This window comes from Corynebacterium halotolerans (assembly GCF_050107895.1).
Classification (GTDB): domain Bacteria; phylum Actinomycetota; class Actinomycetes; order Mycobacteriales; family Mycobacteriaceae; genus Corynebacterium; species Corynebacterium halotolerans_B.
The window spans coordinates 41,326-56,347 of the sequence record NZ_JBNILW010000001.1; the positions used below are offsets into that span (position 1 = coordinate 41,326).

The 15,022-nt window shown below is 68.3% G+C and carries 10 protein-coding genes; all 10 read left to right on the forward strand.

The window, feature by feature from the left end:
* Window positions 1–547: 547 nt before the first annotated feature.
* The 10 genes from gdhA to ACQCVD_RS00250 all read left to right on the forward strand — a co-directional run bounded on the left by gdhA (window position 548) and on the right by ACQCVD_RS00250 (window position 14,996).
* Window positions 548–1,891, forward strand: a complete 1,344-nt coding sequence (gene gdhA, locus ACQCVD_RS00205) for an NADP-specific glutamate dehydrogenase (protein ID WP_426821673.1) — start codon at window positions 548–550, stop codon at window positions 1,889–1,891.
* 226 nt (window positions 1,892–2,117) lie between these two features.
* Entirely contained in the window at window positions 2,118–2,903 is a 786-nt protein-coding gene (locus ACQCVD_RS00210) for a DivIVA domain-containing protein (RefSeq protein ID WP_426821674.1), read from the forward strand.
* 50 nt (window positions 2,904–2,953) lie between these two features.
* Window positions 2,954–3,475, forward strand: a complete 522-nt coding sequence (locus tag ACQCVD_RS00215; RefSeq protein WP_426821675.1) for a YceD family protein — start codon at window positions 2,954–2,956, stop codon at window positions 3,473–3,475.
* On the forward strand, window positions 3,472–4,215 hold the full coding sequence (gene rnc, locus ACQCVD_RS00220) for a ribonuclease III (RefSeq protein WP_426821676.1): 744 nt from the start codon (window positions 3,472–3,474) through the stop codon (window positions 4,213–4,215). Before ACQCVD_RS00215 ends, rnc begins: the two co-directional genes overlap by 4 nt.
* Before the next feature lies 1 nt (window position 4,216).
* A complete protein-coding gene (mutM, locus tag ACQCVD_RS00225; RefSeq protein WP_426821677.1) occupies window positions 4,217–5,077 on the forward strand; it encodes a bifunctional DNA-formamidopyrimidine glycosylase/DNA-(apurinic or apyrimidinic site) lyase in 861 nt (286 codons plus the stop codon).
* Between the two features lie 89 nt (window positions 5,078–5,166).
* Window positions 5,167–6,657: an alanine/glycine:cation symporter family protein gene (locus ACQCVD_RS00230; RefSeq protein WP_426821678.1), complete on the forward strand. Its 1,491-nt coding sequence runs from the start codon at window positions 5,167–5,169 to the stop codon at window positions 6,655–6,657.
* Window positions 6,650–6,937: an acylphosphatase gene (locus ACQCVD_RS00235; RefSeq protein WP_426821679.1), complete on the forward strand. Its 288-nt coding sequence runs from the start codon at window positions 6,650–6,652 to the stop codon at window positions 6,935–6,937. The genes ACQCVD_RS00230 and ACQCVD_RS00235 overlap by 8 nt, the downstream gene beginning before the upstream one ends.
* The gene (locus ACQCVD_RS00240) at window positions 6,924–7,490 is read left to right on the forward strand and encodes an NUDIX domain-containing protein (RefSeq protein WP_426821680.1); all 567 of its coding nucleotides are present in this window, start codon (window positions 6,924–6,926) and stop codon (window positions 7,488–7,490) included. Before ACQCVD_RS00235 ends, ACQCVD_RS00240 begins: the two co-directional genes overlap by 14 nt.
* A gap of 88 nt (window positions 7,491–7,578) precedes the next feature.
* Window positions 7,579–11,172, forward strand: coding sequence for a chromosome segregation protein SMC (smc, locus tag ACQCVD_RS00245; protein ID WP_426821681.1), 3,594 nt, complete (start codon window positions 7,579–7,581; stop codon window positions 11,170–11,172).
* A gap of 227 nt (window positions 11,173–11,399) precedes the next feature.
* Window positions 11,400–14,996 carry a hypothetical protein gene (locus tag ACQCVD_RS00250; protein WP_426821682.1) on the forward strand — a complete coding sequence of 1,199 codons (3,597 nt, stop codon included), beginning with the start codon at window positions 11,400–11,402 and terminating at the stop codon, window positions 14,994–14,996.
* The last annotated feature ends 26 nt before the right edge of the window (window positions 14,997–15,022 follow it).

Genomic DNA, 15,022 nt, shown 5'->3' on the forward strand with positions numbered 1-15,022 from the left:
GAGTGGCTTGGCCCTTTCATGGGTGGAAAAATAGCGGGGGTCCGTCGCTGTTCTCGGGGTTTTCCAGTCTATCCGGCAACGGGTTCCTCCCCGACCCGGAGGCCCGGTGCGCCGGTGATGGGGCAGAATCTCCGGGAAGTCAGTGAGGCCGGCGGCGCGGAGGTGACTGCGCCAGGTGACCCCCGGGGCTACGGTGGGCCGGGGGTCGTTGCGCTCCCACAGCGGTGTCCGGTTCCGTTTTGCTGCACCGGTGCTCGACCGAGAGCGGACCCGGTCGGAGGAAGCTGCTGCTGCTCAGGGGTTTTGCCGGGGCAGGAACAGGGCAGGGGCCCGGTTTTGTGGCGGGACATGCCAGTACCGCAATTTCTATAGAGTGACTCATATTACAATGGCCCGGCTTGCGTATCCGGGGCAATTAAGAAAAACTATTAAACGTTAGAAAACGGCTTTTGGGTTGTCTTTCGTTTGATCGACAGAAACCGTGCAACGTAAGTTCCCGCCTCTCCGGGTCTCCCGGGGGTGGGACCGAGATGGGAAGAACCGACACATGAACGTAGATGAGCAGGTATCCAACTACTACAATCTGCTTCTCAAGCGTAATGCGGGCGAGCCGGAGTTTCACCAGGCCGTCTCCGAGGTGCTTGACTCTCTGAAGGTCGTGCTCGCCAAGGATCCGCATTACGCTGACTACGGTCTGATACAGCGCCTGTGCGAGCCGGAGCGCCAGCTGATTTTCCGTGTGCCGTGGGTGGATGACAAGGGCACCGTCCAGGTCAACCGTGGTTTCCGGGTCCAGTTCAACTCCGCCCTCGGCCCCTACAAGGGTGGCCTGCGTTTCCACCCCTCGGTCAACCTCGGCATCATCAAGTTCCTCGGCTTCGAGCAGATCTTCAAGAACTCCTTGACCGGCCTGCCCATCGGCGGAGCCAAGGGCGGCTCCGACTTTGACCCGAAGGGTCGGTCCGAGGCCGAGATCATGCGCTTCTGCCAGTCGTTCATGACGGAGCTCTTCCGCCACATCGGTGAGTACCGCGACGTCCCGGCCGGCGACATCGGCGTGGGCGGCCGGGAGATCGGCTTCCTTTTCGGGCAGTACCGTCGCCTGGTCAACCAGCACGAGTCCGGTGTGCTCACGGGTAAGGGATTGACATGGGGTGGGTCGTTGGTGCGCACCGAGGCCACCGGTTACGGCGCCGTGTACCTCACCAACGAGATGATGGCGGCGCACAACGATTCCCTCGACGGCAAGCGCGTCATCGTCTCCGGGTCCGGCAACGTCGCCATCTACGCCACGGCGAAGGCGCAGGAACTGGGTGCTACGGTGATCGGCTTCTCTGACTCCTCCGGATGGGTGCACACCCCGAACGGCGTGGATGTGGCGAAGCTCCGGGAGATCAAGGACCAGCGACGGGAGCGGGTCTCCGTCTACGCCGACGAGATCAAGGACGCCACCTTCCATTCCACGGGCTCGCTCTGGAGTCTGACGGCGGATGTCGCCCTGCCGTGTGCCACCCAGAATGAACTCAACGGCGAACACGCCAACATGCTCGCCGACAACGGGGTCAGGTTCGTCGCGGAGGGTGCGAACATGCCCTCCACCGCGGACGCGATCGAGGTCTTCCGTGAGCGGGGCATCTACTTCGCCCCGGGCAAGGCCGCCAACGCCGGTGGCGTGGCCACCTCCGCGCTGGAGATGCAGCAGAACGCCTCCCGGGATTCCTGGAGCTTCGACTACACCGACAGCCGGTTGCAGACGATCATGTCCAACATCTTCAAGTCCATCGACCGCACCGCCCGCGAGTACGGGCACGAGGGCAACTACGTGGTCGGCGCCAACATCGCCGGCTTCCGGAAGGTCGCCGACGCGATGCTCGCCCAGGGCGTCATCTAAGCTTCGTTCCGGTTCACCCCGTCCGACGGTCTCCCACCGCCGGACGGGGTGTCGTCGTTCAGGGGGGCCACGTGTCCCGGACGCTCGCTGACAGGGCCCTCACGCGGTGCCTCACGCTGGGGCGTCCCCGGCGGCTCCGGAGCGGGGATCCGCGAGGATGCGGCCGCAACATGCCGATGACCGGCACTTCCTGCATCAGTGCAGGTCGGCGGGTATCATTTTCCCCATGTATCGCGTCTTCGAATCCCTCGATGAACTGGTCCGGACCGTGGAGCAGGCATATGGCGTGCCCATGACCTCCAACTGCATGGTTCCGCGCAATGACGTCCTGGCTCTGCTGGACGATCTCCGCAACGCCCTGCCGATGGAAATGGACGATGCCCAGGATGTGCTGGACCGGCAGGATGAGCTGATCCGCGGGGCGGAGGAACGGGCCGCCGACCTGGTCGCGGACGCCGACGCGACCGCCGCCGAGACCGTGAACCGCGCCCACGAAGAGGCGGAGAGCATGATCGCCGACGCCCAGCACCGCGCCGCCACCATCGTGGCTGAGGCGGAGGAGGACGCGGACCGCACCGTCAGCGGTGCCCGTCGGGAGGCGGACGACACCGTCTCCCGGGCCCAGGCGGAGGCGGAGCGCCTCATCGCCGACGGCAATGACGCATACCAGCGCAGCGTGGATGAGGGGCTGGCGGAACAGCAGCGCCTGGTCGACGAGTCCGAGGTGGTCCGCCGGGCCAACGAGGAGGCCCACCGGGTGGTGGATGCCGCTCACGCGGACTCCCGGCGCCTGCGGGCCGAATGCGATGAGTTCGTGGACACCAAGCTCAGTGAGTTCGAGGAGACCATGTCCACGGTGCTGCGCACCGTCTCCCGGGACCGGGCGGCGCTGCGGCGCGGCGCCGGGGCAGCCGGCCTGGAATCGCGCGGTGAGGGCCGGACCGAAACCCGGGGTACCGACCGCGGCTACACCCGCGAGTACCGTCCCCGCAGCCCCCGTGAGGGCCAGTAGCCCACCGGTCTGGCCAGGGCACTGGTGGTGCGGGTAGGCTCCATGGAGTCATGACTTCACCATTTATTTTTGATGTGACCGGACTGCTTCATGGTTCCGGTATGCCGGAGCAACGCCAGAAGACCGGCCCCAGCCCGATCAGGATCGGGCCCGAGATGATCGCGATCCCCGAGGGCGGTGAGGTCACCGTCGACGCCGTGCTCACCCCGCTGGGCGAGGGGATCATGGCGGACGCGCAGGTGCACGCCACCCTGCAGGGCGAGTGCTCCCGGTGTCTGCGCCCCCTCACCCCGGCCCACGATCTGCACGTCAACGCCGTGTTCGCGGCGCACAAGGACTTTGTCACCCGGGATGAATCCGAGGACGACGAGGACGACGAGCTGCCGATGATCGAGGACGACAAGATCGACCTGCTCCAGTCGGTGATCGACGAAGCCGGCCTGTCCCTCCCGTTCAACCCGGTCTGTGAGGGCGGCTGCCCCGAAGACAGCGACGTTCCCGCACCGGACGGGGTGTCCGGCGAAGAGGAGCGCATCGACCCCCGCTGGGCCGGGCTGGAGAAGTTCAAGTGAGCCGACGGAAAAATCGTCTCACCGGCGACGAGGCTCTGGAGCAGGCTTTCACCGCGGTGGATCACGCCCCGCTGATCGAGCGGTTGGGGGTGGCCCTGCGCCCGGAGCTGCTGCGGCTGGCACTGACCCACCGCTCCTTCGCCAATGAAAACGGTCATCTGCCCAACAATGAGCGGCTCGAGTTTCTCGGCGATGCTGTGCTCGGCCTGTCGGTGGCCACCCAGCTGTACGTGCAGTACCCCTCCCGCCCGGAGTCCGACATCTCCAAGATGCGGGCCTCGATCGTCAGCCGCTACGGGTTGGCCGACATCGCCCGCGAGATCGAGCTCGGTCGTCACATCCTGCTGGGCAGGGGCGAGCTGGTGACCGAGGGGCGCAGCAAGGAGTCCATTCTCGCCGATACCACCGAGGCCCTGCTCGGTGCCATCTACCTGGAACACGGGTTTGAGACCGCACGCGATGTGGTGCTGCGCCTGTTCGCGGAGAAGATCGACTCCGCCACCTCCACCGGCCTGCACCAGGACTGGAAGACGACACTGCAGGAGCGTCTCGCCGAGCGCAAGCTCCCGATGCCGGTCTACCAGTCCACGTCCACGGGGCCGGACCATGATCTGCAGTTCACCGCGGAGGTCATGGTGGGGGCGAAGGTCCTCGGTGCCGGCGAGGGCACCAACAAGAAGCTGGCGGAGCAGGAGGCGGCCCGGGTGGCGTACCGGAAGCTGCGTGGGGAGCTGAGGTAGCGTGCCAGAGCTTCCGGAGGTGGAGGTTGTCCGGCGTGGGCTGGCCGACCATCTCCTCGGCGCCCAGTTCGAGAGCACCGAGGTGCTGCACCCACGGGCCAACCGGGGGCAGGAGGGAAGCTTGTCCGTCCTACTCGACGGTGCGGTGATCACCGACATCAGGCGCCGTGGCAAGTATCTCTGGCTGAATCTCGGCAACGGCCGCACCGACGGGCACGCGGACACCGCGCTCTTCGTCCACCTGGGGATGAGCGGTCAGATGCTGGTGGGGGAGCCGGGAATGGTCACCTCCCCACACCTGCGCATCCGAGCCGGGTTGACCTCGGCCACCGGGGCCCGAGTGGAGCTGGCCTTCGTGGATCAGCGCACCTTCGGCCGGTGGCTGCACACCGACACCGATGCTGCAGGCGTGCCCCTGCCGGTGACCCACATCGCTCTGGACCCACTGGAGCCGGGCTTCGACGCCGCGGCCACCGCCCGGAAGATCCGGGGCAGACGTTCGGAGATCAAGCGGGTCCTGCTGGACCAGACGGTGGTCTCCGGCATCGGCAACATCTACGCTGATGAGACACTGTGGGCGGCCGGGGTGAAGCCGATGCGCCGGGCGTCGGCGCTGCTTCAGCGCGATACCGTGGAGCTGCTGGGGGAGGCCAGGACGGTCATGGAACGCGCGCTGGCCGCCGGCGGGACGAGTTTTGACACCCTTTACGTCAACGTCAACGGCGATAGCGGCTATTTCTCCCGCTCTCTGAACGTGTACGGCCAGGAAGGGGAACCCTGCCCCCGCTGCGGTACCCCGATCCGCAGGGTGACCTGGACGAACCGTTCCACCCACTACTGTCCCGGCTGCCAGACCCGCTGACGGCCCGGTGAACCGGGCCCGCGGGGTCCGCGGCAGTTTCCCGCCCCGCCTTCCTGCTTTCGCGGTGTGACATGGGTAGCATCGCCGTCATGCATTCGATCGAGACGTTTGTCACCGACGTCATCAATGATCCGCTCTGGATGATTCTGCCCTTCCTGCTGGTCGCCGCCGGCCTCTACTTCGCGGCCCGCACGCTGCTGGTCCAGGTCCGCATGATCCCGGACATGTTCAAGGCCGTCGTGGAAAAGCCCGGGGAGGCTGACGGAACGGAAGCGGGCGGGAAGTCCCAGGACATTTCCGCCTTCAAGGCCTTCACCATCTCCGCCGCTTCCCGGGTGGGCACCGCCAACGTCGCCGGGGTGGCTCTGGCGATCACCCTCGGCGGGCCCGGGGCGGTGTTCTGGATGTGGATCATCGCCCTGGTGGGCGGCGCGACCTCCTTCATCGAGTCCACGCTCGCGCAGCTGTGGAAGGTCCGGGACGGCGACAGCTACCGGGGCGGCCCGGCCTACTACATGACCCTCGGACTCAACGCCCGGTGGTTGGCCGCGATCTTCGGCGTGGCCATCACCCTGACGTTCGGTTTCGTCTACAACGCCCTGCAGTCCAACGCAGTGGTGGAGGCGATCACCGTGTCCCTGGGCACCCCGTCGACCGGGGCGAAGGCACTGATCGGGCTGGGCATGGCGGCGCTCGCGGCCCTGGTCATCTTCGGGGGCGTCCAGCGCATCGCGAGTGTCACCCAGTGGATGGTGCCGTTCATGGCCGGCGCCTACATCATCGTCGGGGTACTCGTGATCGTGGTCAACTTCGAGATGGTGCCGGCCATGATCACCGACATCATCGCCGGCGCCTTCGGTTTCCGACCGGTGGCCAGCGCCTCCGTCTGGGGCGCGTTCTGGCTGGCGTTCATGAACGGCATGCGCCGCGGCCTGTTCTCCAACGAGGCCGGCGAGGGCTCGGTGCCCAACGCCGCCGCCACCGCCACCGTCTCCCACCCGGTCAAGCAGGGCCTGGTGCAGACCCTCGGCGTCTACTTCGACACCATCATCGTCTGCTCCATCACCGCCTTCATCATCCTGCTCTCCGGCGTGGACTATGCCGCCGGGGACATCCAGTCCTCCTCGCTGACCCAGGAGGCGCTGGCCACGGTCGTCGGCGACTGGGGCATTCACTTCATCACCATCGTGATGTTCTTCCTGGCGTTCTCCTCCGTACTGGGAAACTACTACCTCGCCCAGGCCAACATCCAGTACTTCACGGACTCCAAACTCGTACTCAACGGGTTCCGGATCATCGTGCTGCTCTGCGTCTTCCTGGGCGCCATCAGCTCGGTGCCGTTGATCTGGTCCCTCGGTGACACCTTCGCCGGTCTCATGGTCGTCATCAACCTCTGTGCGATCGTCCCCCTGGGTCATGTCGCGGCGAAGCTGCTGCGCAACTTCACGCGGCAGAAGAAGGTCGGCGTGGACCCGGTCTTCCACCGGGACATGCTCCCCGGGGTCCGGAACATCGTGTGTTGGACCGGCGATGACTCCGCCACGCGCAACTACCGGGAAGCGATGAAAGCCCTTGAGTGAACAGATCCGGTTGACAGCGTGGGTGCACGGGCAGGTCCAGGGCGTGGGGTTTCGCTGGTGGACCCGTTCCCGGGCACTGGAACTGGGGCTTGCCGGCTCGGCGAAGAACCTTCCCGACGGCCGCGTCTGCGTCACCGCGGAAGGCTCCCGCGCCGCTACAGAGAAACTGCTCGGGTTGCTGGAGTGCCAACCCGCCGAACAGGGCCGTCCCGGCACGGTGGGCACCGTCGTGGCGCAGTGGTCCGAACCGAAGGGCGAGAGCGGGTTTGTCGAGCGCTGAGCCCGAGTACTGGGATCTCCTCGATGCCGCCGGGATCCCCGTTCACCGGATCCACCGGCGTGGTGACCCGATGCCGGCCGGGTGTTTCCACCTGGTCTCCACCGTGTGCGTGCACCGCGGTGACGGTCGTGTCCTGCTGACCCGGCGGGCCGCCGGCAAGGACATGGCGCTGGACTGGGAGCTTCCGGGTGGTGCCGTGTTGTCGGGGGAGAGCGGTATCTCGGGGGCGGCACGGGAGTTGCGGGAGGAGACCGGGTTGACGGTGCCGCCGGGAGCGCTGACGTGGGTGGGCCGCCACCGGGAAAACAGTCCCGGACTGGACCGGTATGAGCCCTGCCTGGTGGATCTCTACACCGTGTCCTTGTCCGAGGTGGCCCCGCCGGGGCGGGTCCGGCCCGATCCGGCGGAGGTGGCGGATGCGGAGTGGGTGTCGCTCACGGAGCTGGCGCGCCGCTTGGCCGTGGGCGAGCTGGCCTGGCCCTGGCGGGGGAGGCTGCATCATCTGGGTCCGGAGTTGTTCCGCCGGCTCGGCACCCCTCCGTCCCCGGGCTGAGCGGGAGCCGAACGTCGTCGGTGAGCGCCGTGGCTGAACAGGCTTTTCGCTACCGTGTTCCCACGACCGGCAATGTTAGGATCACCCGGTGCATTTAAAATCGTTGACGCTCAAGGGGTTCAAGTCCTTCGCCTCGTCGACGTCCCTGAAGTTCGAGCCGGGTATCTGCGCGGTCGTCGGTCCCAACGGCTCCGGGAAGTCCAATGTCGTCGACGCGCTGGCGTGGGTGATGGGCGAACACAGCGCGAAGACGTTGCGCGGCGGCAAGATGGAGGACGTCATCTTCGCCGGCGCCGGGGAGCGTCGGCCGCTCGGCCGCGCCGAGGTCACGCTGACCATCGACAACGCCGACCAGGCATTGCCGGTCGACTACGCCGAGGTCTCCATCACCCGGCGGATGTTCCGGGACGGTGCCAGCGAATACGAGATCAATGGCACCAAGGCCCGACTGATGGACATCCAGGAACTGCTCTCCGACACCGGCATCGGCCGCGAGATGCACGTGATCGTCGGACAGGGCAGGCTCTCCCAGATCCTGGAGTCCCGGCCAGAGGACCGTCGGGCCTTCATCGAGGAGGCTGCCGGGGTACTCAAGCACCGTCGCCGAAAGGAGAAGGCCCAGCGCAAGCTGACCGGCATGCAGACGAACCTGGACCGGCTCTCCGACCTGACCGGCGAATTGTCCCGCCAGCTCAAACCCCTGGCCCGACAGGCGGAGGCCGCCCAGCGGGCCGCCACCGTCCAGGCAGATCTCCGCGACGCCCGCCTGCGGCTCGCCGGGGACCGGGTGATCGGGCTCCGGAGGACACTGGAGTCTGCCGATCACCAGGCAGAGCTGCTCCGGGAACAGGTGCAGACCGTCGCCGAGACCTTGGAGGCGGCCACCGGTGTGCAGTTGGGCCTGGAGGATGAGCTCTCGGAGCTCAGCCCCCGGGTCGAGGCCGCCCAGCAACTCTGGTTCGACCTGTCCACCCTGGCGGAGCGGGTATCCGCCACGCTGCGGATCGCCACCGACCGGGCGGACAACACCGGCGCCGTCTTCGAGTACACGGGTCCGGATCCCGAGGACCTGGATCGCCGCGCCACCGCCGCTGACGAGGAGCGTGAGACCCTGCTGGAGGAAGTCGACGTCGCGCGCGAACGACTGGAATCCATCCGGGAGGAGGCCGAGGAGCGGGAGGCCGCGGCCCGGGCGGCGGAGCAGGAGCACCTGGCGCAGGTGCGCGCGATCGCCGACCGCCGCGAAGGGGTGGTCCGGCTGCTGGCTGCCGAAGAATCGCAGCGCAGTCAGGTCGACACCGCGCGGGAGACTATCGAGCGCCTCAGTGAGACCCGCGCGGAGACCCTGGAGCGGGCCACCTCCGCGGAGGCCGAGTCCCGCCGGGTGGCCGGGCAGGTCGCGGAGTACCACTCCGAGCGCGAACCCCTGGCGGCGGCACACCTCCGCGCCACCAGCGAGGCAACGGCCGCGGAGCAGCGCCTGGAACAACTGCGCAGCCAGCAGAAGGAACACGAGAAGACCGTCTACACCCTGCAGTCGCGCATCGAGACGCTGCAGCAGACCGCGCCCGTCGCCGACGCCGCAGCCCAGCTCGACGAGGCCGACTGGGCCCCGCTCGGCACACTGCTGCGCGCGGAACCCGGGGTGGAACGAGCCCTCGCGGCGGCGTTGGGCGGGCACGCCGAGGCACTGGCCGGCGAGCTGGACGACGGGGTCGTCGACAAGCTGCGAGTCGCCGAAACCAGCCGCACCGTGCTGCTCGCCGCCGGGGAGCCCGGCGGGGACTGGCGACTGTCCGCGGAACTACCCGCCGGCGTGAGCTGGCTGTTGGACCACATCAGCATCGCCGCCACCGTGGCGGACCCCGTGACCCGCCTGCTCGCGGACGTCGCGTACTGCCCCGACCTAGCGCTCGCCCGCACCCTGGTCGCCGAGGACCCACGGCTGCGAGCCGTCACCGCAGAGGGGTTGTTGCTCGGCTCCGGCTGGGTCGAACTGGGCCAGGGCCCGGGCAGCACCGTGGAGGTCACCGCCCGGATCGAGGCCGCCCGGAGCGAACTGGCCGCGGCCCAGCGGGAACTGGATGAGCTCTCCGGCACGCTGGAGGGGGCGCGGCTGGCCGCCGCGGAAACCCGTGTCAACGCCGCCGGGTGTCAGGCCCAGCTGCGCGACCATGACACCGAGCTCGCCGCCCTGGAGCGGGAGGCCGGCCGCCTGGACAAGCAGGCCACAGCCAACCGGACCGAACACGACCGCGCCGCACAGCGCGTCACCCAGGCGGAGGCCCGGTTACGGGAGCTGACGGAACAGTTGACCGAGACCCGTGACCGGCTCGCACGGGTGGAAGATGACGGGGACGGCACCGAGGAACCTTCCACACAGGCCCGCGACGAGGCCTCGTCGGCCCTCAACCAGATCAAGGCGATGGAGGTGGAGGCCCGGCTGGCGCTGCGCACCGCGGAGGAGCGCGCCGGGCAGGTCGCCGGCAAGGGCGATAACCTGCGCCGCCAGGCCGCCCAGGAACGCCAGGCCCGCGCGCGCCATGACGCCGCGATGCAGCAGCGCCGCAACCAGACGGAGCTGGCCCGCACCGTGGCGGCCGGCGCCCGCGACGTCCAGGCCCGGGTACAGGACGCCACCGCCCGGGCGGCGGCCCGCCGCGATGAGCTGATCAACCAGAAGAACCAGTTGAACGTGCAGCGGGCGAAGGCCAAGGACGAGGTCAGCGCCGCCCGCGCCCAGCTGAACCGGCTGAGCGGCTCCGCGCATGACTCGGAGATCGCCCGGACCCAGGCCCAGGTGCGCATCGACGAGGCCGAGAAGAAGACCACCGAGCAGCTCGGTATCGCGATCCCGGATCTGCTGGCCGAGTACACCCCGGACGGGGACTTCGACCGGCAGGCTGAGCAGCAGCGGCTGAAGCAGGCGGAGAAGGACCTCAACGCCCTGGGTAAGGTCAACCCGCTGGCACTGGAGGAATTCCGGGCGCTGGAGGAGCGCTACGAGTTCCTGTCCACCCAACTCGCTGACGTTACGCAGGCCCGGCAGGACCTGATCAACGTGATCGAGGACGTGGACACCCAGATCCTGCAGCTGTTCACCGACGCCTGGCACGATGTATCCGAGCAGTTCCCGCGGGTGTTCGCCACGCTGTTCCCGGGCGGCGAGGGCCGGCTGGTGCTCACCGATCCGGACGACATGCTCACCACCGGCATCGAGGTGGAGGCCCGGCCCCCGGGCAAGAAGGTCAAGCGGCTCTCACTGCTCTCCGGCGGCGAGAAGTCCCTGACGGCGCTGGCGATGCTGGTGGCCATCTTCAGGGCCCGGCCCAGCCCCTTCTACGTGATGGACGAGGTGGAGGCGGCCCTGGACGATGTGAACCTCCGCCGCCTGATCGCCCTGTTCGAGGAACTGCGCAAGGACTCCCAGCTGATCGTCATCACCCATCAAAAGCCCACGATGGACGTGGCCAACGTGCTCTACGGCGTGACCATGCGCGGCGACGGTGTCACCCGGGTGATCAGCCAACGGATGACCCCGGCCGGCCAGGCCCCGAATTCGGGCGCCGCAACCCGGGCCCTGCCCCGGGACGCCGCTGTTGCGGAAGCTCCGGAGAACGTCCCCTCCGAGGACGCCGCGCAGGAGCTCGGCAGCGCCGCCGAGCCGACGCCCGTGCGGTGAGCCGTCGGAATTGCGGCGCGTAGGCGGAGTCGCGGCGGGCGGGCGTCAGTCGAGGAAGGGTGCCCGGCGTCCTCTGCCGCCGCTGTCGCCGACACCTTTCCGGCGACGTAGGCTGAACCAGTACACTGAACCCTTCTGAACAATCGCAGTCAGAGACACGGGGATCCGGCTCTGGCGGCGTCACCACCGGACCTGAAAGCGTGGATGTGACCACCCCATTTGCGGATATGACAGATTCCCTGCTCGGCTGGGCCTCCCAGACCGAGCTCAAGCTGGCCCAGGAGCTGGCGGAGTACCCCTATTTCCCGGACACCGGTTATGACACGGATGAGCTGGAGCGGCTGGACCGCCTGTTCGGCACTTTCCTGAGCCGGCAGGTCTCCGCAGGGGCGAACCTGGGGGAGCTGCTGGAGATCACGCCGGCGATGACCGTGACCACCCTGATCTCCCGGGCCACCCGCATGCTGGACCGCAACGCCTTCTTCCAGGAGTACCTGGTGGGGCTGGGGCTCTCCGCGCGTGAGGACTGGGCCGCGGAGGTGGACGAGCGGGTACCCGGTCTGCTGGCGAAGACCGGGTTGGCGCAGCCGGCGGGCGGCGACGCCGTGACCGTGCTGGCCGCGCACGCCGGCGTCACCGGCTCCGAGGTCGCCGGCCTACTGGGCCTGCTGGACCAACTTCCCGCGGACACCGACGGTGCCACCGTGGTCGCCCAGCTGGCGGACGGTTCCTATCTGTCCCAGCTGCCGGTCGACGAGGAGGATGAGGAAGAACCGGTCGGACTGCCGGTCACCGCCGCCGTCGCCCAGCTGGCACCGCACCGGTTGGCGACGGTGCTCGACGGTGTGCAGGAGCTGCGCCGGTTCTCCACCATCCACCCGACCTCCTGGTTGGACCGCAACCGCAGCGGTCTGCAGCCGGCACTGCCGAAACTCGTGGCGGAGGCCGTGGAGGCCGAGCTGCGGGAACGTCCCGTCGGCACCCCGGACCGCGACTACGCCGTGGGCGTGGCACCGCGCGAACTGCGCCCCCGGCTGATCCTGGACACCGAACGCCGCAAGGTCTGTCTCCGGTTGCCGGAGCAGCGCGTCGCCGGTGCCGCCGAAGGCGACGGCGGAGAGGTGTCCTGGCGGGTCTCGCTGGAGGGCACCACCCGCATCTTCCGCACCGGTCGGCCCTGGGGCGAACCCACCTACGCGGCCGCGCTGGACGTCACCGTGGAACACCAGGTGCGCGAGGCCACCGTGCAGGACACCACCAACGGGATCACCTGGGTCGTGCCCCTGGTCGACTCCGAGGACCCGGTGCTGATCTTCGCCGCCAACGGCCAGAACCTCTCGGACAAGGCCTCCCTCCACCACTCCGAGATCTACGTGGTCACCCCCGAGGACGCGCAACTGATCGACGTGGTCACCGGTGACGAGATCCCGGTGCTGGATTCCTTTGCGGTGCAGGGCTGGAATTCCTGGCTCTGCCGGCGCCTCGACACCTCGCACGTGGCCTCGCTGCAGGTCGTGCGTCCCGGACAGGCGCCGTCGGCGATGCACCAGCTCCGCTGTGTTGACCCCCGCCAGCGCGTCCGCTTCCGGCACCCTGCCCCGGCGGTGCGCAACGTCCGTTCGGGCGCCGGGTTGTCGGTCTATCCGGAATCCCTTATCGCCGAGTTCCCTCCCACGCTCTCCGGCACCGACGAGATCTGGTACCTGTCGATCTCCGCCTACTCCGGCATCGGGGAGGCCGGCGAGGCCGTGGCTGACCCGGAGCCGTTGGCAGTGCCCGCCGAGGGCGGCATCTTCCACATCTTCGATCCGGAGGCCTATGACTCGCCCTGGGTGGGGGAGTACCTGATCCGCCTGCGGGGACCGCGCAACGAATCCTTCCGGCACCGTTACGCCATCGTCGAGGGGATGATCGCCGAAACCGATATCGCGGGCCTGTGCCACTCCGTGCGCATCCCGGCCCAGGGCGGCCTCAGCGAGGCCCAGCTGAGCGTGGGTCGCGGCGCGAAGTCCTTCGAGGTCACCCCGCGGGCCATCAGTGTCGCGCCCGACGCGGCCGGGGCGAACTTTGCGGTCAGCACCGAGGAAGGGGACCAGCTCCCGCTGCGCTTCACCCCGCCGCGCCTGGCCTTTGAGGTGCCGCTGACCAGCTATCCGCCGATGTGGCGCACCACCCGCCTCGAGTTGGAGCCGCGACAGATCGACGCGGCCGGCACGCTGCGGATCCGGGGCACCGGCAACATGGGCACCCCGCGGGTGTCCATCATCAATCACCACGGGTCCCCGCTGCGCTCCATCAAACTGAGCAGCGCCGACGGGGGGATCACCTGGACCGCGCCGATGTCCCAGATCGCCGCGGCCACCGCGGTGCTGCCGTCCGGGCGGCTGCAGTTCGAGTGGACCTGCCTGCTCTCGGATAAGCGGGTGACAGTGAACCTGGCGCAGATCAACGCCACCCAGCACGCCTCCGGCATCACGGTGGAGGAGGGCAACCTGATCCTCGCCGATCCGGCCCGCGACCGCCGGCTCGCCGCCTGGATCTGGCCCGAGACCGCCCCGTGGGCACCGGCCCAAACCCTCCGGATCACCGGATCCGCGACGCCGCTTCCCGACGCCCTCGTGGACGCCGGCCCGCTGCTGGTCCAGCTGCACACCGAAGACCCCTTCATGAATCTTCGGGCGCCGCTCAAGCCCACCGTCGGGGCGCAGCGTGCCGAACAGGCCGGTCATTTTGCGGGGCAGACCGCACCGCTGACAGAGCTCTCCGCCTTCCTGTCCGGAGAAAGCGAACAGCCGCCGACCGATCCGCAGGTCCTACCGGTCCTGTGGGATCACGTGGCCAGCTGGGCCACCGGCGATTTCGACGGCGGCGAGAGAGTGATCAACCGGTCCAGCATTCAGGCGGTCCTCGAGGCTCACCCGCATGAGGCTCTGGCCGCCCTGTCCGCTTCGCTCGTGCCCGCTGATCAACAGCCGGGACGGGTCATCGCCTCCGGCCTGGTCAACGTGCCGTTCTCCCCGGCAGCGGAGTCCACTGAGGCGGATGGCACGGAGGCATCCGAGGAGGAGGTGTCAGCAGCTGCCCGGGACTCCCACCGGGCAGCGTGGATCGGAGCGCTGGAGATGCTCGGGGAACTGCCGGGTCTCTTCGAGCAGCTGGAGAACGCGGAAGGCGAAGCGGCGGCGATCGCGCCCAGGGAGGCCAAGGCCGAGGTCCGGGAACAGCTTCGCCTGCTGGAGAAGATCGCTGGCAAGACGCTCCTGGACACCCTCGCCACGGGCCGGGACTCCACCCTGGACACCGCCTGCATCGACCAGTCCACGGTGATGATCGCCAAGATGGAACCCGCCCAGCAGGAGACCCTGCTGCAGATGTTCTTCGCCAACGCCGACATCGTGCCGGGCCCCATCATGTCGGACAGCCCCCGACTGCTGGCCGTGTTCGAGACCTTCCGCAAGCGTGAACAGCTGGTGGAGCTGTTGACCAGCGAAGGCCTGATCAAACCTGCTGTGTCTCTGCTGCGCGCCCTGCGCAGTTCGGACCGGAGCCTGTACTCCTCAGCGCGTATCCGCTTCGACAAGCTCGACGGCGTGAACACCGAGGACCGGGACAACGCCTGGGCACTCGCTCCCGTGGTCTCCCTGGTCTTCGCGCTCTCCGCGCGGATGCACGCGCATGGCCTCATGGGTAAATCCCGTACCCTTGACAAGGCAGCGCGAGGGTGGGCACAACTAGCCGACCTCGTTCCCGATCTGGTCACCGGTGACCTGATCTCCGCCGAGGCCATGGTGTTGGCGGCGAAGTATCCGGGCATCGTCTCCTGACCTGGGACGGCGGATGCCGGCGGGAT

Bases quoted from the DNA above. Each gene is read 5' to 3' on its own strand.
- gdhA (WP_426821673.1), top strand. From the start codon at position 548: ATGAACGTAGATGAGCAGGTATCCAACTACTACAATCTGCTTCTCAAG.
- ACQCVD_RS00250 (WP_426821682.1), top strand. From the start codon at position 11,400: ATGACAGATTCCCTGCTCGGCTGGGCCTCCCAGACCGAGCTCAAGCTG.
- ACQCVD_RS00230 (WP_426821678.1), top strand. From the start codon at position 5,167: ATGCATTCGATCGAGACGTTTGTCACCGACGTCATCAATGATCCGCTC.
- ACQCVD_RS00210 (WP_426821674.1), top strand. From the start codon at position 2,118: ATGTATCGCGTCTTCGAATCCCTCGATGAACTGGTCCGGACCGTGGAG.
- ACQCVD_RS00215 (WP_426821675.1), top strand. From the start codon at position 2,954: ATGACTTCACCATTTATTTTTGATGTGACCGGACTGCTTCATGGTTCC.